A 22,609-nucleotide genomic window follows, 5' to 3' on the forward strand; every position below is an offset into this window, starting at 1 on the left:
GGCCGGGAAATTTCCCGGCCTTTTTTATGCATGATTAAAAAGCTCTCTCTTGCGCCCTTTTTACGAGAGTGCTATTAACTCGCAATATATGTTTAAAGGATCACGAGTCTTATTATGAATATTACCGCTCCGGTTGAAATCGCGCTGCGCCGGATAACCCTCGACGACAATGCGGCAGTCGCACGCGTTATCCGCGAAGTCTCTGCTGAATATGGTTTAACAGCCGATAAAGGCTATACCGTTGCTGACCCTAATCTGGATGAGCTTTATCAGGTATACAGCCAGGCAGGCCATGCTTATTGGGTTGTGGAAATGGACGGCGAAGTTGTTGGCGGTGGCGGTGTAGCGCCATTAACGTGCAGCGAACCGGAAATTTGTGAATTACAAAAGATGTACTTTCTGCCGATGGTGCGTGGCAAAGGGCTGGCAAAACGCCTGGCGTTGCAGGCGATGGATTTCGCCCGCGAAGAAGGTTTCAAGCGCTGCTACCTGGAAACGACCGCGTTTCTGACAGAAGCTATCGCGCTGTATGAGCGTCTGGGCTTTGAGCACATCTCCGAACCGCTTGGATGTACCGGGCATGTAGACTGCGAAGTGCGGATGCTGAAAACGCTTTAAACGGGTACGCCGCTATGGAAACGAAACTCGCTATCCGGGCTGCTAATTAAAGCGGCCTCGACTTCGCCAAAGAAACGCACACGGTCGCTAATATCTCTTCCTGCTATTTGCTCGGCTAACGCTAAATAATCCTGATAATGACGGGCTTCTGAGCGTAATAGCGACAAATAAAACTTCTGCAATTCATCATCAAGATGTGGCGCTAACGCGGCAAAACGCTCGCAAGATCGCGCTTCGATATAAGCCCCGCAAATCAATTTATCTACCAGCATCACTGGCTCATGGGTCCGTGTTTCACCCAGCAAACTTTTTGCGTAACGGCTGGCGGTGATTTTCACGTAAGGAATGTTGCGAGCAACCATAATCTCGCGCACCTGCCAAAAGTGGTGTAACTCTTCTTTAATCAACAAAACCATGCTGTCGATAAGTTGTTTACCCCAGGCGTTGTCCGTTTTTGGCATCACGCTTTTGCTCAGGGTTTTATGAAGCGCGATGAAATCAGGATCGGCACCTTCACGGAAGGTAAAATCCTCATACGGCTTGAGCCAGTCGAGAAGCGCCTGGGCACTGGTTTTATCGGCAACATATTTGCGAATAAAAAACATCGCCGTTTGCGCCGCTTTTAACTCACAGACCAGATGATCAGTAAGCAATAACGGTAAATGCTCCGGCTGACGGGCTTTTTCAATCCAGGCTTCTGGCGTTGGGCAATGCAGGAAATTTAATACCGGGGAAAGGAGTTGCGGGTAGTTCATAGGGATTGTTATTTGTCCTTAATATGCAGCGGCATGACACCGCTGCACCGAAGTGATTAGTGGCGCACGCCGTCGTCGTCTTCATCGACTTCTTCGTCGACTTCTTCGTCGTCATCACCTTCTTCACCGTCTTCGCCGTTCGGGTCTTCGAAGTAAGTACCCCAACCGTCATATTCCACACCGAATTTCTCGGCAAGGTTCAGCAGTTGCTCAACTTGCTCGTCCAGCAATTCAGCTTTCAGTGCAGATTCGCTCAGCACGTCGCAGCAAATAACTGTGTCGCCCTCTTCCACTTCCAGCTCTTCCGGATCAGTCACTTCGTAACCCATTTTGAAGGCTTCTACAGCGGCTTTCTCTAGAGTTTCGAAATCGTCTGCGGAAAGGTGATGCTCGATAGTGTACAGCGCATCAGGATCGCTACCGTCTTCCAGTAATTCTTCAATAATCAGACGCGTTTCTTCGCGTTGCTCTTCCAACAGCTCTGGATTTGCCATGGACCTTTCCTCAATTTTGTAGACAGATACTTCTATTTTCACACACGGCTGACTTTGCCTCCACCTTTCCCGGTAAAGTTTTTACGCCGGGGGTTGCAAATGAATAAATACACATATAAATTGAATTTATATTCAATAAATGGCGAGTGCCAAATGAGGGAAATATGAGTCATTTTTATCAAAAGCATTTTCTGAAATTACTGGATTTCACCCCTGCCCAACTTCATGAACTACTCGCTCTTTCTGCAAGCCTGAAAAAAGATAAGAAAAAAGGCACTGAAGTTCAGCAGCTTACTGGAAAAAACATCGCGCTCATCTTCGAAAAAGACTCGACTCGCACGAGGTGCTCTTTCGAAGTTGCCGCATTTGACCAGGGTGCACGAGTCACTTATCTCGGCCCAAGCGGCAGCCAGATAGGGCATAAAGAATCAATTAAAGATACAGCGCGTGTTTTAGGCCGGATGTATGACGGTATTCAGTATCGCGGCTATGGCCAGGAAATCGTTGAAACCCTGGCGCAGCACGCAGGCGTACCGGTGTGGAACGGGTTGACCAACGAGTTTCATCCCACGCAGTTGCTGGCCGATTTATTAACGATGCAGGAGCAATTGCCCGGCAAAACCTTCCAGCAAATGACACTGGTATACGCTGGCGATGCGCGTAATAACATGGGGAACTCAATGCTGGAGGCTGCCGCGCTCACCGGGCTTAACCTGCGTCTGGTGGCTCCACAAGCCTGTTGGCCGGATGAAAATCTGGTAACAGAATGCAAGGCGCTCGCGGTTCACAACGGTGGGAACATTACTCTGACGGAAGATGTTGCAACTGGCGTCAAAGGTGCCGACTTCATTTATACCGATGTCTGGGTGTCGATGGGCGAAGCCAAGGAAAAATGGGCGGAGCGTATTGAGCGGCTACGTGGTTATCAGGTGAATAGTGCAATGCTGGCTCTAACCGGCAATCCAGACGTGAAGTTTATGCACTGCCTGCCCGCTTTCCATGATGACCAAACGACGCTGGGCAAACAAATGGCTGAGCAATACGGCATGCACGGCGGAATGGAAGTGACTGATGAAGTATTTGAGTCGGTGAATAGCGTGGTATTTGATCAGGCTGAAAACCGGATGCACACCATTAAAGCGGTGATGGTCGCAACGCTTACCAAGTAACGCCAGCCTTCCCTCTCCCGTGGGAGAGGGTTATGGCCAAATTCTGTTATCCAACCAACATCTTCACCACGACTTTACGCACGGTCGCCGGTTTCCCCACCGCGCAAAGCGGCTTGTGAACTTCGCCCGGATAGAACACCACGAAATCCCCTTCATTAAGGATAACGGTTTTTTCCTGCTCGCCTTCCGGCAAGAACGCGATGTCCTTATCAGCCAGCCAATCCGTTTCCGGCGTGCCAGCAGGCAGGCAGCTAAAGGTCATGCCTTCCACGCCGCGCATTACGATCTGGATATCCAGATAGCGCTGGTGAAACTCCGCCGGGCGCTCTGCAATGGGTTGCGTGCTGTCTTCTGAAACCAGCATAAATAGACGGTTACCGTCGATATCATGCTTGCCCAATGGGGTTTCTGGCGTGATGTGCTGTTTAACGTGCTCAATTGCCTGGCGCAGTTCTTCCGGCAGCCAGGATTGCAAAGAATGAATGTTGCCGATAATCATAATCAATACCTTTTTTGAAACGATGTTTTATTACGGTATTTATACGAGCATTCCTCTTTAGTCGCCACGAGTTTTTTGAGAAAACCTGTGCTGCCTCCAAAAAATGTACAAACAGCTGATTAAAATCACCGAGGGATTACCGCAAAGAGAGATGATTCAAAAAATGACAAAAAAATAGCATTTATTGCTAACATCACCTTCGTGAATAAAAATGCACCAAGTAATACAAAATAAGCATTCTTATGAATATCTCCGCCTGCCGGACATGAAGGAAATTCATTAACAAAAGAGCTTCATTATGTTATCAATTTTACAGTTCTACAGCTTCTGGCTAAGAAATAATGCGATTAATCCCGCTCAAGAAGCATTTATTTTTAAAATATTCTCCATTTTGCAATTGATAGCTTCACATATTAATAACCCCAGCTATTGATAACTTATTCATTAGCTTTCAAATAAAACAATGTTTTGTTATTAACACAAAAATCAAAAGTGACATACATCACAGTTTTAGAAATCATCATGATTACAATAGCCCCGATTTCCAAAAATGAAGGGAAATAGAAAATGGAAAATAATAATAAGGCCATGCCACACATCCGACGTATTACGCATATTATGATGCTGATACATCGTAGCTGCTTTGACTTCCACCTTTTCAACTCTAAGTAATTCCCCCCACCGGCATCTGCTTATGCGGATACTCGTTCCTGCTTGTCACCAAACATTGATAAACCAAGTAAACCATTGAATAGGGTTACTATTATCTATTGTTTTGCGTGCAGTATTTGATTATCCAAATTAACAGACAAGCCTGACTGGTGAATCAATCACCTGGCATTTAACGACTCATAACAATAATTCCATATTAAGAATTATTGCGGGTAGCTATTGCCTTTAAAAAATAACAAAGCATCGGAATCCCAACAGGGAATATCTGACGGCTATGCCATATCTAAATTTTATGCATTACAAATATTAGAGAACACAAGCAAAATGGAAAAATTAAAAATAGCGGTTAATACCAGCACAACTGAATGCTTTAGTACCGAACGTGAAATCGTCGATATAACGAATACTAATTTTACTGATGTGTCTGCTGCTGTTATTTCCGTGAAAGATGCTATCTCAGGGATGCTGAATACTATTGAACAAACAGGCTTCGGCATTCCAATTTTTGTCGCGGTCTGTTGCGAAGAAGAGCTGCCTGCAGAAGTGCTTCCACGCGTCACCGGCGTGTTTGAACTGTGCGATGGAAACGTGGATTTCTACGGCAAACAGCTGGAAGCCGCAGCGGTTAAATATGAAAAAGAAGTGCTGCCACCGTTCTTTGGCAGCCTGGTGGAATATGTGCAGCAAGGCAATGCCGCATTTGACTGCCCAGGACACCAGGGCGGTCAGTTCTTCCGTCGTCACCCAGCCGGACGCCAATTCTTTGATTACTTTGGTGAAACACTCTTCCGTTCTGACTTGTGTAACGCAGATGTCTCGATGGGCGATTTACTGATTCACGAAGGCGCACCATGCACCGCACAAATGCATGCGGCGAAAGTGTTTAACGCCGATAAAACCTACTTCGTATTAAACGGGACGTCTTCCTCAAACAAAGTGGTGCTTAATGCGCTGCTGGCTCCGGGAGATTTGGTGCTGTTTGACCGTAATAACCATAAATCAAACCACCACGGCGCATTGATTCAGGCAGGTGCCACACCTGTTTATCTGGAAACGGCTCGCAACCCGTTTGGTTTTATCGGTGGTATTGATGCCCATTGTTTTGAAGAAAAATATTTGCGTGATTTAGTGCGCGAAGTAGCTCCAAATCGTGGCGCTGAAAAACGTCCGTTCCGCCTTGCGGTTATTCAGTTAGGTACCTACGACGGCACCATTTATAACGCGCGTCAGGTTGTCGATAAGATTGGCCATCTGTGCGACTACATCCTGTTTGATTCCGCATGGGTAGGTTACGAACAATTCATCCCAATGATGAATGATTGCTCACCGCTGTTGCTCGAACTGAATGAAAACGATCCAGGGATTCTGGTGACACAGTCAGTGCATAAGCAACAGGCGGGCTTCTCGCAAACCTCGCAAATCCATAAAAAAGACAAACATATAAAAGGTCAGGATCGCTATGTGAATCATAAACGTATGAACAACGCGTTTATGATGCACGCCTCCACCAGCCCATTTTACCCATTATTTGCAGCGCTTGATGTCAACGCCAAAATGCATGAAGGCGAAAGCGGTAAGCGCATGTGGATGGACTGCGTAAAAGTGGGGATTGAAACACGTAAGCTGCTGTTAAAACTCTGCAAACACATTCGCCCGTTCGTGCCAGAAACAGTGGAAGGCCGCAAATGGGAGGATTTTGATACTGAGGTCATGGCAAACGATCTGCGTTTCTTTAATTTCATCCCAGGCGATCGCTGGCACTCATTTGAAGGCTACGCAGAGCATCAATATTTCGTCGACCCTTGCAAACTGATGCTGACCACGCCGGGAATCAACGTTCAAACCGGTGAGTACGACAAATTTGGTGTCCCTGCGACCATTCTCGCCAATTTCCTGCGCGAGAACGGCATCGTGCCGGAAAAATGCGACCTGAATTCCATTTTGTTCCTGATGACGCCTGCGGAAGACATGGCGAAGATGCAGCACCTTGTTGCCCAGATTGCGCGTTTTGAACGCCTGATTGAAGAAGATGCTCCGTTATCTGAAGTCCTGCCATCCATCTACAAAACCTACGAAGAACGCTACCACGGTTACACCATCCGCCAACTGTGCCAGGAAATGCACGATTTGTACGTCAGCCACGACGTGAAACAGCTGCAAAAAGAGATGTTCCGTAAAGATCATTTCCCGAAAGTCGTGATGAATCCGCAACAGGCAAACATCGAGTTTGTGCGCGGAAACGTCGAGTTAGTGGCGCTATCGCAGGTTGAAGGTCGCATCGCCGCCGAAGGTGCTCTGCCCTATCCTCCAGGCGTTTTGTGTGTGGTTCCAGGGGAAATCTGGGGCGGTTCTGTACAGCGCTATTTCCTGGCGCTGGAAGAAGGGATCAATTTGTTACCTGGCTTCGCGCCGGAGTTGCAAGGGGTATATATCAAACTGGATGAGGACCGCAAAAAACGCGCTTATGGCTATGTTATTAAACAATAAATCTGAAATCAAAAAACGTCAGAGTGACTGGCAAAAATTGATTCTTCCATAAAAAAAGAAACAGCGAAGAAGCGTGACATTTCCGGTTCTTCGCTACTCAAAATTATTAAAGGAACAGATTATGAGTAGGTCTAAGCGTAACAACAAAATGGGCGTCGTTCAGCTCACCATTTTGACTGCGGTAAACATGATGGGATCAGGAATCATCATGTTGCCGACCAAATTAGCGGAAGTCGGAACGCTTTCGATAATTTCATGGTTAGTCACCGCGCTAGGCTCAATGGCGCTGGCTTATGCATTCGCGAAATGCGGGATGTTTAGCCGCAAATCAGGTGGTATGGGCGGGTACGCAGAGTACGCCTTTGGCAAATCAGGCAACTTTATGGCGAACTACACTTACGGGGTTTCGCTGCTGATTGCGAACGTCGCGATTGCGATTTCCGCCGTGGGTTATGGCACCGAATTACTGGATGCGACCTTATCCCCAATCGGGATTTGTATCGCCACTATCGGCGTTTTGTGGCTCGCCACTGCGGCAAACTTTGGCGGAGCTCGCATTACCGGGCAGATTAGCGGCATCACCGTCTGGGGCGTCATTATCCCGGTACTGGGAATTTCCGTGATTGGTTGGTTCTGGTTCAGCCCAACAATGTACGTAGAATCCTGGAACCCGCATCATCTTCCTGTTTTTGAAGCTGTCGGTTCTTCTATTGCCATGACTTTATGGGCATTCTTAGGTCTGGAATCTGCCTGCGCAAATACTGACGTGGTGGAAAATCCTGAGCGTAATGTGCCTATCGCGGTACTCGGCGGCACGCTGGGCGCAGCGGTGATTTACATTATTTCTACCAACGTGATTGCCGGTATCGTGCCAAACATGGATCTGGCTAATTCAACCGCACCGTTTGGTTTAGCCTTTGCGCAGATGTTCACACCTGGCGTGGGTAAAATCATCATGGCGTTGATGATTATGTCTTGCGTCGGTTCACTGTTGGGCTGGCAGTTCACTATCGCTCAAGTGTTTAAATCCTCTGCTGACGAGGGCTATTTCCCTAAAGTCTTCTCTAAACTGACCAAAGCCGATGCGCCTGTAAAAGGCATGATTGTTATCGTGCTTATCCAGACCGGGCTGTCGTTAATGACCATCAGCCCGTCGCTGAATAAACAGTTCAACGTGCTGGTTAACCTGGCGGTAGTCACCAATATTATCCCTTACATTCTGTCGATGGCGGCGTTAGTGATTATTCAGAAAGTGGCGAATGTGGCACCGAACAAAGCGCGCATTGCCAATATCTTCGCATTCATTGGTGCGATGTATAGCTTCTACGCCCTGTATTCATCGGGTGAAGAAGCGATGATGTACGGTGCCATCGTGACATTCCTGGGCTGGACGTTGTACGGCCTGATTTCACCGCGTTTTGAACTACGCAGTAAGAATGCCTGACAGCAACACCTTCGGTGGCATTAAAGCCGGATAACTATTCACGGCAACCGATTGCTAATAGGTAAAAACTGTGAATTATTCGCTTGAAGTGTCCTTTGAGATGCGTATAATGCGCCACAATTTGCCGGAGGAAGCATGGTCCAGTGTGTTCAAAAAATTGCCACACCACGTCGTCTAAAAGACGGCGCTAACCTGTTTTTTTCTCCGTTGCAGCAATCAATTCCAAAGGCCCCTCATTGAGGGGCTTTTTTTTTGCCCGACGCCCGAGAACAGGAGATAAACATGGCTAACCCCCTATATCAAAAACATATCATTTCCATAAACGATCTCAGTCGTGAAGAACTTGAACTGGTGTTGTCTACCGCGGCAAAACTGAAAGCGAATCCGCAACCTGAACTGTTGAAACACATCGTTGTTGCCAGCTGTTTCTTTGAAGCGTCAACGCGCACGCGCCTCTCTTTTGAAACCGCCATTCACCGCCTGGGCGCGTCGGTGGTCGGGTTCTCAGACAGCAGCAATACGTCGCTGGGCAAAAAAGGCGAAACGCTGGCCGATACCATTTCGGTTATCAGCACTTATGTTGATGCCATCGTGATGCGCCACCCGCAAGAAGGTGCGGCGCGCCTGGCAACGGAGTTCTCGGGCAATGTACCGGTGCTGAATGCGGGTGATGGCGCGAACCAGCACCCGACGCAAACGCTGCTGGATTTGTTCACCATTCAGGAAACGCAGGGCCGCCTGGAAAACCTGAATATCGCCATGGTCGGTGACCTGAAATATGGCCGCACCGTGCATTCTCTGGCGCAGGCGCTGGCGAAATTCGAAGGCAACCGCTTCTACTTTATCGCGCCAAACGCGCTGGCAATGCCGAAGTACATTCTCGATATGCTGGATGAAAAAGGCATTGAGTGGAGTTGCCACGAAGCTATCGACGACGTGGTCGCTGAGCTGGATATTTTGTATATGACGCGCGTGCAGAAAGAGCGCCTTGACCCGTCGGAATACGCCAACGTGAAAGCGCAGTTTGTGCTGCGCGCCGCAGATTTGGTGGATGCCCGCGAGAATATGAAAGTGCTGCACCCGCTGCCACGCGTTGATGAAATCACCACGGATGTGGATAAAACCCCGCACGCCTGGTATTTCCAGCAGGCAGGCAACGGTATTTATGCCCGCCAGGCTCTGCTGGCGTTAGTTTTGCAACCTGAACTGGTTTGAGTGAGAGGAAGATTAAGATGACACACGACAACAAATTACAAGTTGAAGCGATTAAACGCGGCACTGTTATCGACCATATTCCTGCGCAGGTTGGTTTTAAATTGCTGACGCTGTTCCAGTTAACGGAAACCGACCAGCGCATCACTATCGGCCTGAATCTGCCGTCTCGCGAGCAAGGCCGCAAAGACCTGATTAAAATCGAAAATACTTTCCTGACTGACGAGCAAGTTAACCAACTGGCACTGTATGCGCCACACGCCACGGTCAACCGTATTGATGAATATGAAGTAGTGGGTAAGAGCAAACCGAGCCTGCCTTCGCGCATCGACAAAGTATTGGTCTGCCCGAATACCAACTGCATCAGCAGAAGCGAACCGGTTCACTCCTCCTTTGCAGTGAAAAAGCGCGACGAAAACATCAGTCTCAAATGCAAATATTGTGAGAAGGAGTTCTCACATTACGTTGTGCTGGCAGATTAATCATTGCCGCTAAAGCTCTCGTCCCTATAATGGATGGGAGCTTTATCACTTCTCATAAGGAATGAAAATGTCTTCTCGTACCATCAGTACCGAAAACGCACCTGCCGCAATCGGCCCATATGTTCAGGGCGTTGACCTTGGCAGCATGATCATCACTTCCGGCCAGATTCCGGTTAACCCAAAAACCGGCACCGTACCGGAAGATGTGGCAGCGCAAGCGCGTCAGTCTCTGGAAAACGTGCAGGCGATTGTTGAAGCGGCTGGCCTGAAAGTGGGCGATATCGTCAAAACGACCGTTTTCGTGAAAGATCTGAATGACTTCGCGACCGTTAATGCGACCTACGAAGCGTTCTTTAATGAGCACAAAGCGACTTTCCCTGCGCGTTCTTGCGTGGAAGTTGCCCGCCTGCCAAAAGATGTGAAGATTGAAATCGAAGCGATTGCGATTCGCCGCTAACCCTCGATTTAAAGGCCGCTTTCGCGGCCTTTTGAACAATTACGGTTTAACGCTCGCCCGCAATAATTTCTGCAACGGATACACCGCCGCAATCACCACTTCATCCTGCGTTTGCGCCGCATCATCAAGCTGCTTCTGAATCGCCTGAACTTCATCCGCGCTCAATGTTCCCTGTTTTGCCACTAAGTCCGTTAATCGCAAGCCAATTCCTGCCAGCTTATCGACATTTTCCGCCACCGGTTTTAACGCCTTAAGCTGATAATTGCCGTTGATTAATTCCAGCACGTCCGGCGTGTTGCTTTGCCAGCGTGCAAAGGTATGGCGCAGGGAGTCCGCGCTATTGCCATCTTCCGGGTCAGCAATCAGTTTATCAACCCACGTATCCAGCGCGCGCACCTGGTTGCTTTCGGCTCCGAGCGCATCAGCAAAGCGATTTAACGGCTCGAAGTGATGGTAGTTTCCGGCCTGGAATTTCAGATGCTGGCGGGTGTAATACTGTGCAGGTTCAACCGCCTGAGCGAGAATCTGCAACGGCATAATCTCGGTGGTGCCCGCAAGGCGCGTCATTTGCTCCGCCGCCGCCGCATGTTGCTGCAAACCGACCGAAACCGTCGACCACGCGTCTATCGCCTGCAAACGCTGGTACATATTATCGATATCTTTCACATCTTCGGTGGACCACAAACGCTCGGCCACCGCAAACGCTCGTGGCCACAGTTTGATATCAAGCAACGGGGATGCCACGTTTTCAGCCCACAAAGCCGCTTCGCCACCGATGATATTGTGCATTTGCTCAGACGTTGGCACCACCGGCTGAATGCCATCTGGTACGTCATCCAGCTTCTGCCCGGTCGCCGGGTAGCGCACGTTGCCCACCAGCATGTAGCCGCTGAGTTTGTCTTTATCCAGGGTTAATACCGGGCGAGTTTCCCCCATCCAGGTATCGACGGTAAATGTCACCTGCGTTGGACTTAGCCATTGGATATCGCGCACCGCACGGCGGGATTTTCCTTTGAAATCGATAAACCCACGCCATGAACTTTTCCCATTCACTAACGTAAAGCTGCCTTCCACGGCACTGCCTTTCAGGCGCGGCATACTGAAGAACCAACTTTGTGCGCTGTCAGCTTCGTTAATTTCATCAATGCCATTCAGGCCTTGCGGCAGGATTTCGTTGCGATAGTGGTAAGCGGTAGATTGCGGTTGATCCAGATAGAAGCCAGTCGAGAGAATGCCTTTGTAGCCGTTTGCGGCCACGGCACCCAGCGCGTCCTGCCCCTGCCAGGATTGGATCAAAATGCTTTTCGGCAGATCCGGATGATAAATCTCGTCCCAGCCCATCATCTGACGGTGATGTTTTTCGAGGATCTTCTCCAGACGCTGGTTAAAGTACGTCTGCAACACGTGGGTATCCGCCAGATTTTGTTGCTTCATAAACGCCTGGATTTCTTTCGACTTTTGCCAGTGTTCATCGTCAACTTCATCGCCGCCGATGTGTAAATAGCTGTCCGGGAAAATCGCCGTCAGCTCGCCAATCAGGGTATCGACAAATTTATAAGCCGCGTCTTTGGTTGGGTTGAGCAGCGGTTTCAGCACGCCCCAATGGCGCTCCATTTGATACGGTCCTGGCGCACTCATCAATTCCGGATACGCCACCGCAATCGCCGATGCGTGTCCCGGCAAGTCCATTTCCGGCACTACGCGAATGCCAAGCGAAGTCGCGTAGCGCACCACTTCTTTCATCTGCGCCTGCGTGTAAAAGTCGCCGTCGCTCGCCAGTTGCTGCAATTTTGGATACGCGGTGGAAGCAAAGCGCCAGCCTTGATCGTCGGTTAAATGCCAGTGCAGCACGTTCATTTTCGCGGCGGCCATGCCGTCTAACTGGCGAAGAATATCTTTAACCGGCATGAAATGGCGGGCGGAGTCGATCAACAGCCCACGCCACGGGAAGCGCGGTTGATCTTTGATGGCGACAAACGGAATGGCGGTGTTTTCCGGGCCATTTTGAATCAGCTGCAACAGGGTTTCCATGCCGCGCATCGCGCCAAATCGCGTATTGGCGGTCAGCTTTACTCCGTCAGCGGTGACGCTTAATTCGTAGCTTTCATCGCTGTTGAGTTGGGGTAAAGGATCAACGGCTTTTTTGATTTGGATATCGATCGTCGGTTTGGCGGGATTCGCCTGAGCGGGTTGCAGTTGCCAGCCCGTTTGCTGGGAGATGCGCTGCCGCCAGCGGTCGGTGGCACCTGGCAGTTTGTCGCCGCTGATTTTTATGGAAATGGCGTTATCAATTTGCAGCGTGCCTTCGGCGGATGGGCGGTCAACTTCCTGCGGCCAGGGCATGAGTGGCAAATCACCAGCCGGTGCGGCCCATGCCGGGCAAGTTGCCGCGATGCAACCTGCCAGCAGGCTCAAACGTATGGATTTAAACATGAATATTCCTTTAACAATGACGGGCCAGAAAAAAGCAAAAACAATCTGGTAACACGTGAGGAAATATTCATCAAGGTTATGGAGGGAACCAGCGGGATGTAGATCACATCCCGCCAATATTAAGATTACTGCCAGCCGTAACGACGGCTGTAAAAGCCTTTCATACACTGAGTCAGCGTCATATATCCGGCGAGGATCGCAATCAGCCATGGGAAGTAGCTCAGCGGCAGCGCCTGAAGTTGCAGGTAGCTTGCCAGCGGAGTGAACGGAAGACTGATGCCAACCACCATCACCACCAGCGTCATGATCATCAACGGCCAGGCGGCACGGCTCTGAATGAACGGAATGCGACGGGTGCGAATCATATGCACAATCAATGTTTGCGATAGTAAACCGACTACGAACCAACCGGTCTGGAACAGGGTTTGCGCTTCCGGCACGTTCGCCTTGAACACCCACCACATCACGCAGAACGTTAGAATGTCGAAGATGGAGCTGATTGGCCCGAAGAACACCATAAAGCGACCTAAGTCAGACGGGTTCCAGCGCTGCGGTTTCTTGATTTGCTCGTCGTCCACGTTGTCGAACGGAATCGCCACCTGGGAGACATCGTACAGCAGGTTTTGAATCAGTAAGTGTAACGGCAGCATCGGCAAGAACGGCAGGAAGGCGCTGGCTACCAGCACGCTGAACACGTTGCCGAAGTTAGAACTGGCGGTCATTTTGATGTATTTCAGCATGTTGGCGAAAGTACGGCGGCCTTCGATAACGCCCTCTTCCAGCACCATCAGGCTTTTTTCCAGCAGGATAATATCCGCCGCTTCGCGGGCAATATCCACTGCGCCATCCACGGAAATCCCGATGTCTGCGGCGCGCAACGCCGGGGCGTCGTTAATGCCATCGCCCATAAATCCAACTACATGGCCTTCGCCGCGCAGCAGACGCACGATGCGTTCTTTATGCATAGGCGTCAGGCGAGCAAACAGCGTAGTGCGCAACGCCAGCTCCGCCAGCGCTTCGTCGGCCATGTTTTCGATATCACTACCGATAACCAGTTCGCCCACATCCAGCCCCACTTCACGACACACTTTCGCCGCTACCAGCTCGCTATCACCGGTAAGGATTTTCACCGTAATCCCACTCGCTTTCAGCGCTTTTAACGCAGGTGCCGTGGTTTCTTTCGGCGGATCGAGGAACGCGATGTAGCCTTCGAGGATCAGGTCGGATTCATCTACGCGGCCATAATCTTCACAGCGCGCCGGAAGGAATTTGGTCGCCACCGCCACCACACGTAAACCCTGGCGGTTCAGATCGTCAGTGACGCGGCGAATACGCGCCAGCATGGATTCGCTCAGCGGCACGATTTCATCGCCATAACGCACTTGCGTGCAGACGTTGAGGATCTCCTGCAACGCGCCTTTACAGATCAACTGGTGAACCTCGGGCTGCTCAGAAACCACTACCGACATCCGGCGGCGTTCAAAGTCGAACGGGATCTCGTCCACTTTTTGCCAACGAGCCGCAGCGTTTCGAGCGTGATCTTCTTCAACACCTTCCAGCACCGCCACATCCAGCAGGTTTTTCAGCCCGGTCTGGTAATGGCTGTTGAGCCAGGCGGTGTGCAGAACGTGGTTGCTCACCGCGCCAAGAATGTCGGTGTGAGTTTCCAGAACGATGCGATCTTGGGTCAGCGTGCCGGTTTTATCGGTGCACAGAATGTCCATCGCGCCGAAGTTCTGAATCGCGTCGAGGTGTTTGACAATCACTTTCTGTTTCGAGAGTTTTACCGCCCCGCGAGCCAGCGTTGAAGTAACAATCATCGGCAGCATTTCAGGGGTTAAACCGACGGCAACGGAGAGTGAGAACAGCGCCGCTTCCCACCAGTCGCCTTTGGTAAAGCCGTTAATCAGCAGCACGATTGGCGTCATCACCAGCATGAAGCGGATCAGCACCCAGCTCACACGGCTGATGCCTTTCTGGAATGCGTTCGGCTCGCTTTCTTGCTGCGTCACGCGCCCGGCCAGTTGCCCAAACCAGGTGTTGCCACCGGTAGAAATGATCATTGCCAGCGCGGTGCCGCTCACCACGTTGGTGCCCATAAAGCACAGCGTGTCGCATTCCAGCGGGTTGTTGTGTGACATATCACGGCTCACCGCCACCTTTTCAACCGGCAACGATTCACCAGTTAGCGATGCCTGGCCGACAAACAGATCGCGAGCCTGGATAACGCGCAAATCCGCTGGGATCATGTCGCCCGCCGCAAGTTTGACGATATCGCCCGGCACCAGTTGGTCGAGCGGGATTTCGACAAACTCGTTTTCACCGTTTTCATTCACCACGCGTAGCACGGTGGCGGTGTTGCTGACCATCGCTTTGAGCGTATCCGCCGCTTTGGTGGAGCGCGCTTCCTGCACAAAATTCAGCAGGGTGGCGATCACCACCATCAGCGCAATCACGCCTGCGGCAAACAGGTCTTCGGTGGAATAGGAAACAATGCCGAGAATTGTCAGCAAGATGTTGAACGGGTTGCGATAGCACAGCCATAAATGCACCCACCATGGCGACGGTTTTTGCGCCGGGATTTGGTTCGGGCCGTGGCGTTCGAGCGCGTTTTCAACTTCACGCGCATTTAGCCCTTCCGGGTGGCTCTGGAAATCACGATACAGTTGCTCTTCGGATGCTTGTGCATATTTCAGGCAGGATTCGCTCAATGAAGCCGGAACTTCTTGTGCGTGAGCAACAGTGTTGTCATCGGGCATCAGGTCGCGCTGGATCAAGCGACGAGGCAGGTGACGGCCAAGTTGCGCGAACAACTGCCGGGTCAGATTTTTTAACAGCATAATAGTCCCTCGGCACCGCTAGTGGCGGCGCCTGGTAACATGCGGGCACGGCAAAGCCATACCTTACAGGTCAAATTTTTTCATCAGCAGGGACAAATCGAAAAGGACGATTGAAGCCGCTGCCTTACGCTATCCGGTAAGGCGCCACCTCTAATTTAAGAAGGGATTTTTACCGGATGATTCCTGTCATTACAGGGTCTGGACTGGGATCAGGTTCCATGTCGCCTCCGGTTAAAAAGATGTTGAGATTCACTACCTATTGAAGATCAAGTTCCTGTCGGATGACGCTTACGCTTATCCGACCTACAAAAGACTTCAAGCAGTTGTAACCACTCTCATTCGAGTGGGACATACAATACGCCCCGAAACATCAACCTAACGTAAACCAGAATTTTTTCCCTTGTGATATTGTTTGACCGCCGTACTCTAATGAGCAATTGATTGCCGGGAATAAGGATTGTTATGCAAAGCCGCCTCACGATAAAAGATATCGCCCGCTTAAGCGGTGTGGGTAAATCTACCGTCTCTCGTGTATTGAATAATGAAAGCGGAGTGAGTGCTCGCACACGTGAACGCGTAGAAGCGGTGATGCAGCAAGAAGGGTTTTCTCCTTCCCGTTCGGCGCGCGCGATGCGTGGGCAGAGCGATAAAGTGGTCGCCATTATTGTGACGCGTCTGGATTCGTTATCGGAAAACCTCGCTGTGCAAACCATGCTGCCGGCGCTTTACGAGCAGGGTTACGACCCGATCATGATGGAAAGCCAGTTCGACCCGGAACTGGTGGAAGAACACCTGGGAATGCTCAAGCGCCGCAATATCGACGGCGTGATTCTGTTCGGTTTTACCGGCATTAATGAAAAGATGCTCGCCCCGTGGCAAGCGACGCTGGTGCTGATGGCGCGTGATGCCAAAGGGTTTGCCTCGGTTTGTTATGACGACGAAGGGGCCATCAATATTTTGATGTCGCGCCTTTATGAGCAAGGCCATCGCCAGATCAGTTTCCTCGGCGTGCCGCATAGCGATGTGACCACCGGTTTACGCCGCCATGAGGCCTATCTCGCCTTCTGCAAGCAACATCAACTGACGCCAAACGTGGCGCTGCCGGGGTTGGCGATGAAACAGGGCTACGAGCACGTTGCTGAAGTTTTGCTGCCGGAAACCACCGCCCTGTTATGCGCCACCGATACCCTCGCTCTGGGTGCCAGCAAATATCTACAAGAACACCAACGCACCACGCTGCAACTGGCGAGCGTCGGTAATACGCCGCTGATGAAGTTCCTGCATCCAGAAATTATTACCGTCGACCCAGGGTACGCCGAAGCGGGCCGCCAGTCGGTATTGCAGTTGATCGGGCAAGTCACACAAGCCCGCGAACTGCGCCAGATCGTTATCCCCAGCACTCTCCAGTAAAACCCCACGATGACGGTTTATTGTGATCGTCGCTGGATTTCGGGAACGTTCCCATTTTCGATGGGAAGATTAAAAGATAACCTTGCAGCAGATAAAAACTCTCTCCTTACTCTGGAACCTCATCATGGCCAAAGTGAAACAACAGGATATCGATAAGCTGATAGAACTGGTCGGCGGGCGTGAAAACATTGCCACCGTCAGTCACTGCATCACCCGCTTACGCTTTGTTTTGAACAACACCGCAATTGCGAAACCGAAAGAGATTGAAGAGCTGCCGATGGTGAAAGGCTGCTTTACCAACGCCGGGCAGTTCCAGGTGGTGATTGGCCCGGAAGTGGGCGATTACTACAAGGCGCTGATCGCCGCTACAGGGCATAGCACCGCAGATAAAGAACAAGCGAAACTCGCCGCGCGCCAGAACATGAAATGGCACGAGCAGCTTATTTCCCACTTCGCAGAAATTTTCTTCCCGCTGTTACCGGCATTAATCAGCGGCGGTTTGATCCTCGGCTTCCGTAATGTGATTGGCGATTTGCCAATGAGTAACGGCCAGACGCTGGCACAAATGCACCCTTCCCTGCAATCAATCTACGACTTCTTGTGGTTGATTGGCGAAGCGATTTTCTTCTATCTGCCGGTCGGAATTTGCTGGTCTGCCGTGCGAAAAATGGGTGGGACACCTATCCTTGGTATTGTGCTCGGCGTCACACTGGTGTCACCGCAGCTGATGAATGCCTATGAATTAGGTAGCAAAATTCCCGAAGTGTGGAACTTTGGCTGGTTCACTATTGAGAAAGTTGGTTACCAGGCGCAAGTGATTCCAGCATTGTTAGCGGGCCTGGCTTTGGGCTTTATTGAGACGCGTCTGAAACGCATCGTGCCAGATTACCTCTATCTTGTAATAGTGCCTGTGTGTTCGCTGATTCTGGCGGTGTTCCTGGCTCATGCGTTTATCGGCCCGTTTGGTCGCTGGATTGGTGATGGTGTGGCGTTTGCGGTTCGCCATTTGATGACGGGAAGTTTTGCACCGATTGGTGCCGCACTGTTTGGCTTCCTGTACGCACCGCTGGTGATTACCGGTGTGCATCAGACGACGCTCGCCATCGACATGCAGATGATTCAGAGCATGGGCGGAACGCCAGTGTGGCCGCTGATTGCACTGTCTAACATTGCTCAGGCGTCTGCGGTTGTCGGCATCATTATCTGTAGCCGTAAACATAACGAACGTGAGATTTCCGTTCCGGCAGCGATTTCCGCCTTCCTCGGCGTGACCGAACCGGCGATGTACGGCATCAACCTGAAATATCGCTTCCCGATGCTGTGCGCGATGATTGGCTCAGGTATCGCGGGCTTGCTGTGTGGCCTGAGCGGCGTGATGGCGAACGGGATTGGCGTCGGCGGCTTGCCGGGTATTTTGTCCATTCAGCCGCGTTACTGGGAAGTGTATTCCCTCGCGATGCTGATTGCGGTGGTGGTTCCAATCATACTGACCAGCGTGATGTATAAGCGCAAACATCGTCAGGGCACTTTGTTAGTGGTTTAGTTTTACCTGGGGCCAATTTTGGCCCCTTCGATTTAGGAAAGGATTATGAACTCAACTCCCTGGTGGCAACATGGCGTCATCTACCAAATCTACCCGAAGAGTTTTCAGGACACGACCGGCAGCGGCACTGGCGATCTGATTGGTGTCATCAAACGCCTCGATTACCTCAAACTGCTGGGCGTTGATGCCATTTGGCTGACTCCGTTTTATGTTTCCCCGCAGGTGGATAACGGCTACGACGTGGCGAACTATTGCGCCATCGACCACACCTACGGCACGCTGGATGATTTTGATTTGTTGGTGGCCGGTGCCCATGAGCGCGGCATCCGCATCATTCTGGATATGGTGTTTAACCATACGTCCACTCAGCACGCCTGGTTCCACGAAGCGCTCAATAAAGAGAGCCCATACCGCGAGTTTTATATCTGGCGCGACGGCACGCCGGATGTGTTGCCAAACAACTGGCGCTCTAAATTTGGCGGCAACGCCTGGCGCTGGCACGCGGAAAGCGGCCAGTATTATCTGCATTTGTTCGCGCCAGAGCAGGCGGATCTGAACTGGGAAAACCCACAGGTTCGTTCTGAACTGAAGAAGATTTGTGAGTTCTGGGCCGATCGCGGCGTGGATGGTTTACGTCTTGATGTGATCAATCTGGTGTCGAAAGATCAGGATTTCCCGGACGATATTGAAGGCGGTGACGGACGTCGTTTCTACACCGACGGGCCGCGCATTCACGAATATCTGCAAGAGTTGAGCCGCGATGTGTTTGTGCCACGCGAGTTGATGACGGTGGGTGAAATGTCGTCAACGACGCTGGATAACTGCCAGCAATACGCGGCGCTTAACAGCGATGAACTGTCGATGACGTTCAACTTCCATCACCTGAAAGTGGATTATCCCAACGGGCAAAAATGGGCGCTGGCGGCTCCAGATTACGTGGCGCTGAAAGCCATTTTCAGTCACTGGCAGCAAGGCATGCACAACGTGGCGTGGAATGCGTTGTTCTGGTGTAACCACGATCAGCCGCGCATCGTGTCGCGTTTTGGCGATGAAGGCGAGTTACGTGTTCCGGCGGCAAAAATGCTGGCGATGGTGCTCCACGGAATGCAGGGCACTCCGTATATCTATCAAGGCGAAGAGCTGGGAATGACGAACCCGCACTTCAAACGCATCGTCGATTACCGCGATGTGGAAAGTCACAACATGTATGCAGAATTGCGCGCACAAGGCCGTGATAGCGACAATCTGCTGGCGATCCTCGCCAGTAAATCCCGCGATAACAGCCGCACCCCGATGCAATGGAATGATGGCGAACATGCCGGATTTACTGATGGCACGCCGTGGATAAACCTGTGCGATAACTACCAAACGATCAACGCCAAAGCGGCGGTCGATGACCCGGACTCCGTGTTTTACGCCTATCAAAATTTGATTAAGCTGCGTAAAGCGAACCCTGTTTTCACCTGGGGTAATTATCTGGATCTGCTGCCTGAGCATCCGTATTTGTGGTGCTATCGCCGCGAATGGCAAGGGCAAACCTTGATCGTTGCCGCCAACCTCAGCCGTGAAAACCAATGGTGGATGCCGGAAGCCTTTGAAGGTGACTGGGATGTGCTGATGAGCAATTACGCTGATGCAGCGGGTAAACCAGGTGAAATGAGTTTACGGCCGTTTGAGGCGGTTTATTGGTTGCAGTAATACGGTTGCATTAATTTAAGTAAAAGCCCGTAAGGGCTTTTACTATTTCAACACCCATTCTATGATATCTTCGCCTTTTAATCCCCATGAGTGGAAAATATTAATGTTATTTAGTGATATCTTCAATAATTCTATTCTTAACATTACCACTTAACTCTGAGCGCCCAATAACTTCTTTTATCTCAGCCTCAGAAGCCGAGTCTTTGGTATAATATTTTTTGATGAAATACTCAACAGTGGCAATGCTCCCTAATTTCACATCCGGTGTCTGCAAAAGATTTTTTAGAGAAGCCAACTCACTTTGAAATGAAATTTCCCTTCCGATTTTATTGTTTTCATTAATGTCTGACATATATTTCTCACGCACTGTCTTATCTTTAATTTGCATAGAGTCCACAGGACCAAAAACTGGTGCATCTACAGAACTCTGAGGAGGCATGAGATTCATATAATAAGGCTTATCAGGTTTATAATTTTCAATATAATACAACTCAAATAACGCAACAATCTTTAGATGCAACTTCAGGGCAGTTACTCTATATTTGTTATAATTGGATAGTGAAGATTCATTCCGAGAAAAATCACTATTATTTAAAATTGAAATTGCACTTCGTAAGTTAGCATTATTGCTTTCAAGAGTGGGGTCTTTTTCAAAATGTTGTATTTTATCGCTGACCTCATGCAAACTCATATAAATATTATTTTTCATTTCACTCTCACAATGTATTGAGAAAGAACTAACGACGCATAAACTTAAGACCGCTATCTGAATCAGTGTAATTTGTGGTTTCATGATGTACTGTTTTAGTAGTTGTGCAACGTCCATCAGTAAATATCTCATGTTTTTGTTCTGTTCCGGGGAAACTATAAATTTTAGTCTTATCAATAGTCCACTCCCATAATATTGGCATTGAAAGAGTACAAGCTATAAATGGTGTTTCACTACCTGCATGAGTCCCTATAGTGGCAAAAATAGTGTCATAGATACTTGAATCAAGAGTATTTCCCAGATGAGGGGAATATTCCTGGGCAACGATGCCAAACCAATCGGACGCTCCTGTCGGGTATCTTCCGTGCCACGCTCCTGTCAAACCCCCATAAGGCCCTGTACCAGTAGCTTGGGAATCTCTTTCCCTTATAAAGATGGCGTAGAAGTTGACATCAATAGGTTCAACATAGGGTCTACCAAGCCATCCGCATTCAGGAAAACCGTTGTGATGGAGGAGTGGCGAGCCTGGTACCCGTTTCATCACAAATGCTGAAGGTTCCACAATAATGAATTGAACACTACTCTCTCCATTGGCCGTCGTAGCTGTCACCATCGCTTTCACTGTTTTGTCAGAGGCGGTAAAACTAGCCGAATGGCTACCTGTTTTTAACAAAACGCCGCTCTCTATTGATAACAAAGACCAAGCAGTGACTTCATTGTTGCAAGTTAAGTTTACTTGTTCGCCTACACCGATCCTTTTTCTGCTACGGTCGATCGGCATTGCTACCATCGTCTCTGTAGTAATTATATCTGTATCATTTTCTACGATGTCCTTCTCTTTCGATGGCTCCTGCTCCCCAAATCCATCACCACCACCGCCGGAATCATCGCTCCCTTTATTATTCTCCGCTGTATTATTGTCATCACTACTCATTTCACCTTGCAGGGTGCTTTCCAGCGTCTGAACCGGCATCCCCGGACTCCCGCCACCATTCAGGTTGATTTTCACACCCATAATGTCCACACCGGCCGGGTGTATTGCGATGAATGAACTTCCCACCTTCAGGCTAATCTGGCTGCTGCTTTCCAGCACAATATCGCCGTCAACGTGGATACCCAGCGCTCCGGTCACTTTGCGCGCCAGGTCGCCTTTTACTTCCAGGCTGTGCTTACCTTCCACCAGGCTGATGTGGTTTCCGTTGGTCCTGTGCTCCTGCTTGCCCTTCACTGTCACTTTACGGTCACGTTCCACATACAGGTTGTCATCACGTCCGCTGTCCACCGTCCGGTCGCGGGTGACTTTCAGCGTCTGGTCATTGCAGACGGTGATATTACGGTCGTGCGCCACGGTGATTTTCTGGTCATGCCCTCCAGCGTTTTCCTTGCCGACTTTCACCGTCTGCCCCAGCCCAACGCTGATGCTCTGGTTATTTCCGATAGTTTCCGAGTGGTCGACTTTCACATCGGTATCGCGGTTATTCAGCACCACCGTTTTCATGTCCTTCTGGGCATGCATCGACAGCAGTTCCTGGCCGGTCTGGTCCTCAAACATCAGTTCGTTATAACCATTGCCCTTGTAGGTCTGCGAGCGTATCGCCATCTGGGTTTTGGTGCCCGGCAGGTCGCCCGGCGAGCGGTTGGCGGCGTGGTAAGTGCGCCCGGTGATAATCGGCTGGTCGGGGTCGCC

The 22,609-nt window shown here is 50.3% G+C and carries 18 protein-coding genes; 11 read left to right on the forward strand and 7 right to left on the reverse strand.

All coding sequences use genetic code 11. The annotated features are described in order from the left end of the window. Positions 1–114 precede the first annotated feature (114 nt). Entirely contained in the window at positions 115–618 is a 504-nt protein-coding gene (locus D6029_RS14855) for a GNAT family N-acetyltransferase (RefSeq protein WP_120065499.1), read from the forward strand. On the opposite strand, the gene miaE is transcribed toward D6029_RS14855, so the two are convergent. Further along, complete coding sequence (gene miaE, locus D6029_RS14860) at positions 615–1,373, reverse strand: tRNA isopentenyl-2-thiomethyl-A-37 hydroxylase MiaE (protein ID WP_120065500.1); 759 nt, start codon at positions 1,371–1,373, stop codon at positions 615–617. The two genes, D6029_RS14855 and miaE, sit on opposite strands and share 4 nt — an antisense overlap. Before the next feature lie 56 nt (positions 1,374–1,429). Beyond that, entirely contained in the window at positions 1,430–1,867 is a 438-nt protein-coding gene (gene rraB / locus D6029_RS14865) for a ribonuclease E inhibitor RraB (RefSeq protein WP_120065501.1), read from the reverse strand. A 164-nt stretch (positions 1,868–2,031) separates the two neighbouring features. On the opposite strand from rraB, the gene argF reads away from it, so the two are divergent. Further along, a complete protein-coding gene (argF, locus tag D6029_RS14870; protein WP_120065502.1) occupies positions 2,032–3,036 on the forward strand; it encodes an ornithine carbamoyltransferase in 1,005 nt (334 codons plus the stop codon). A 46-nt stretch (positions 3,037–3,082) separates the two neighbouring features. Here argF and D6029_RS14875 read toward each other — a convergent pair whose 3' ends face one another. Further along, positions 3,083–3,535: a NanQ anomerase/TabA/YiaL family protein gene (locus tag D6029_RS14875; RefSeq protein WP_120065503.1), complete on the reverse strand. Its 453-nt coding sequence runs from the start codon at positions 3,533–3,535 to the stop codon at positions 3,083–3,085. Between the two features lie 567 nt (positions 3,536–4,102). Between D6029_RS14875 and speFL the strand changes: the two genes are divergently transcribed. The 6 genes from speFL to ridA all read left to right on the forward strand — a co-directional run bounded on the left by speFL (position 4,103) and on the right by ridA (position 10,289). Further along, positions 4,103–4,207: a leader peptide SpeFL gene (gene speFL / locus D6029_RS14880; RefSeq protein WP_115627191.1), complete on the forward strand. Its 105-nt coding sequence runs from the start codon at positions 4,103–4,105 to the stop codon at positions 4,205–4,207. A 324-nt stretch (positions 4,208–4,531) separates the two neighbouring features. Further along, complete coding sequence (gene speF, locus D6029_RS14885) at positions 4,532–6,694, forward strand: ornithine decarboxylase SpeF (RefSeq protein ID WP_120065504.1); 2,163 nt, start codon at positions 4,532–4,534, stop codon at positions 6,692–6,694. Positions 6,695–6,815: 121 nt separating this feature from the next. Next, positions 6,816–8,138 (forward strand): putrescine-ornithine antiporter, encoded by a 1,323-nt coding sequence (potE, locus tag D6029_RS14890; RefSeq protein ID WP_120065505.1) that lies wholly within the window; start codon positions 6,816–6,818, stop codon positions 8,136–8,138. Between the two features lie 282 nt (positions 8,139–8,420). After that, complete coding sequence (pyrB, locus tag D6029_RS14895; RefSeq protein ID WP_120065506.1) at positions 8,421–9,353, forward strand: aspartate carbamoyltransferase; 933 nt, start codon at positions 8,421–8,423, stop codon at positions 9,351–9,353. Positions 9,354–9,370: 17 nt separating this feature from the next. Next, the gene (pyrI, locus tag D6029_RS14900) at positions 9,371–9,832 is read left to right on the forward strand and encodes an aspartate carbamoyltransferase regulatory subunit (protein WP_034498777.1); all 462 of its coding nucleotides are present in this window, start codon (positions 9,371–9,373) and stop codon (positions 9,830–9,832) included. A gap of 67 nt (positions 9,833–9,899) precedes the next feature. Then, positions 9,900–10,289 carry a 2-iminobutanoate/2-iminopropanoate deaminase gene (ridA, locus tag D6029_RS14905; RefSeq protein WP_064560965.1) on the forward strand — a complete coding sequence of 130 codons (390 nt, stop codon included), beginning with the start codon at positions 9,900–9,902 and terminating at the stop codon, positions 10,287–10,289. 39 nt (positions 10,290–10,328) lie between these two features. Here the strand turns inward: ridA and D6029_RS14910 are convergent, their stop codons facing one another. Then, positions 10,329–12,722, reverse strand: coding sequence for a beta-N-acetylhexosaminidase (locus tag D6029_RS14910; protein ID WP_120065508.1), 2,394 nt, complete (start codon positions 12,720–12,722; stop codon positions 10,329–10,331). A gap of 125 nt (positions 12,723–12,847) precedes the next feature. Beyond that, positions 12,848–15,562 carry a magnesium-translocating P-type ATPase gene (gene mgtA / locus D6029_RS14915; protein ID WP_418230265.1) on the reverse strand — a complete coding sequence of 905 codons (2,715 nt, stop codon included), beginning with the start codon at positions 15,560–15,562 and terminating at the stop codon, positions 12,848–12,850. Between the two features lie 462 nt (positions 15,563–16,024). Here mgtA and treR point away from each other — a divergent pair, with 462 nt between their 5' ends. The 3 genes from treR (at position 16,025) to treC (ending at position 20,213) form a co-directional block, all read left to right on the forward strand. Continuing rightward, positions 16,025–16,972 carry a trehalose operon repressor TreR gene (gene treR, locus D6029_RS14920; protein WP_120065509.1) on the forward strand — a complete coding sequence of 316 codons (948 nt, stop codon included), beginning with the start codon at positions 16,025–16,027 and terminating at the stop codon, positions 16,970–16,972. A 124-nt stretch (positions 16,973–17,096) separates the two neighbouring features. Further along, on the forward strand, positions 17,097–18,515 hold the full coding sequence (treB, locus tag D6029_RS14925) for a PTS trehalose transporter subunit IIBC (protein WP_120065510.1): 1,419 nt from the start codon (positions 17,097–17,099) through the stop codon (positions 18,513–18,515). Positions 18,516–18,560: 45 nt separating this feature from the next. After that, positions 18,561–20,213, forward strand: a complete 1,653-nt coding sequence (gene treC, locus D6029_RS14930; RefSeq protein WP_120065511.1) for an alpha,alpha-phosphotrehalase — start codon at positions 18,561–18,563, stop codon at positions 20,211–20,213. A 106-nt stretch (positions 20,214–20,319) separates the two neighbouring features. Here the strand turns inward: treC and D6029_RS14935 are convergent, their stop codons facing one another. Together D6029_RS14935 and D6029_RS22855 are read right to left on the reverse strand one after the other, a co-directional pair. Then, positions 20,320–20,922 carry a hypothetical protein gene (locus tag D6029_RS14935; RefSeq protein WP_120065512.1) on the reverse strand — a complete coding sequence of 201 codons (603 nt, stop codon included), beginning with the start codon at positions 20,920–20,922 and terminating at the stop codon, positions 20,320–20,322. Positions 20,923–20,950: 28 nt separating this feature from the next. Next, positions 20,951–22,609, reverse strand: a 1,659-nt coding sequence (locus D6029_RS22855) for a bacteriophage T4 gp5 trimerisation domain-containing protein (protein WP_418230266.1), incomplete at its 5' end; no start/stop codon positions are given.

It is taken from the genome of Buttiauxella izardii, assembly GCF_003601925.1.
GTDB lineage: Bacteria > Pseudomonadota > Gammaproteobacteria > Enterobacterales > Enterobacteriaceae > Buttiauxella > Buttiauxella izardii.

Coding starts and splice junctions, on each gene's coding strand:
- D6029_RS14855 (WP_120065499.1), top strand. CDS start 115: ATGAATATTACCGCTCCGGTTGAAATCGCGCTGCGCCGGATAACCCTC.
- miaE (WP_120065500.1), bottom strand. CDS start 1,373: ATGAACTACCCGCAACTCCTTTCCCCGGTATTAAATTTCCTGCATTGC.
- rraB (WP_120065501.1), bottom strand. CDS start 1,867: ATGGCAAATCCAGAGCTGTTGGAAGAGCAACGCGAAGAAACGCGTCTG.
- argF (WP_120065502.1), top strand. CDS start 2,032: ATGAGTCATTTTTATCAAAAGCATTTTCTGAAATTACTGGATTTCACC.
- D6029_RS14875 (WP_120065503.1), bottom strand. CDS start 3,535: ATGATTATCGGCAACATTCATTCTTTGCAATCCTGGCTGCCGGAAGAA.
- speFL (WP_115627191.1), top strand. CDS start 4,103: ATGGAAAATAATAATAAGGCCATGCCACACATCCGACGTATTACGCAT.
- speF (WP_120065504.1), top strand. CDS start 4,532: ATGGAAAAATTAAAAATAGCGGTTAATACCAGCACAACTGAATGCTTT.
- potE (WP_120065505.1), top strand. CDS start 6,816: ATGAGTAGGTCTAAGCGTAACAACAAAATGGGCGTCGTTCAGCTCACC.
- pyrB (WP_120065506.1), top strand. CDS start 8,421: ATGGCTAACCCCCTATATCAAAAACATATCATTTCCATAAACGATCTC.
- pyrI (WP_034498777.1), top strand. CDS start 9,371: ATGACACACGACAACAAATTACAAGTTGAAGCGATTAAACGCGGCACT.
- ridA (WP_064560965.1), top strand. CDS start 9,900: ATGTCTTCTCGTACCATCAGTACCGAAAACGCACCTGCCGCAATCGGC.
- D6029_RS14910 (WP_120065508.1), bottom strand. CDS start 12,722: ATGTTTAAATCCATACGTTTGAGCCTGCTGGCAGGTTGCATCGCGGCA.
- mgtA (WP_418230265.1), bottom strand. CDS start 15,562: ATGCTGTTAAAAAATCTGACCCGGCAGTTGTTCGCGCAACTTGGCCGT.
- treR (WP_120065509.1), top strand. CDS start 16,025: ATGCAAAGCCGCCTCACGATAAAAGATATCGCCCGCTTAAGCGGTGTG.
- treB (WP_120065510.1), top strand. CDS start 17,097: ATGGCCAAAGTGAAACAACAGGATATCGATAAGCTGATAGAACTGGTC.
- treC (WP_120065511.1), top strand. CDS start 18,561: ATGAACTCAACTCCCTGGTGGCAACATGGCGTCATCTACCAAATCTAC.
- D6029_RS14935 (WP_120065512.1), bottom strand. CDS start 20,922: ATGAAAAATAATATTTATATGAGTTTGCATGAGGTCAGCGATAAAATA.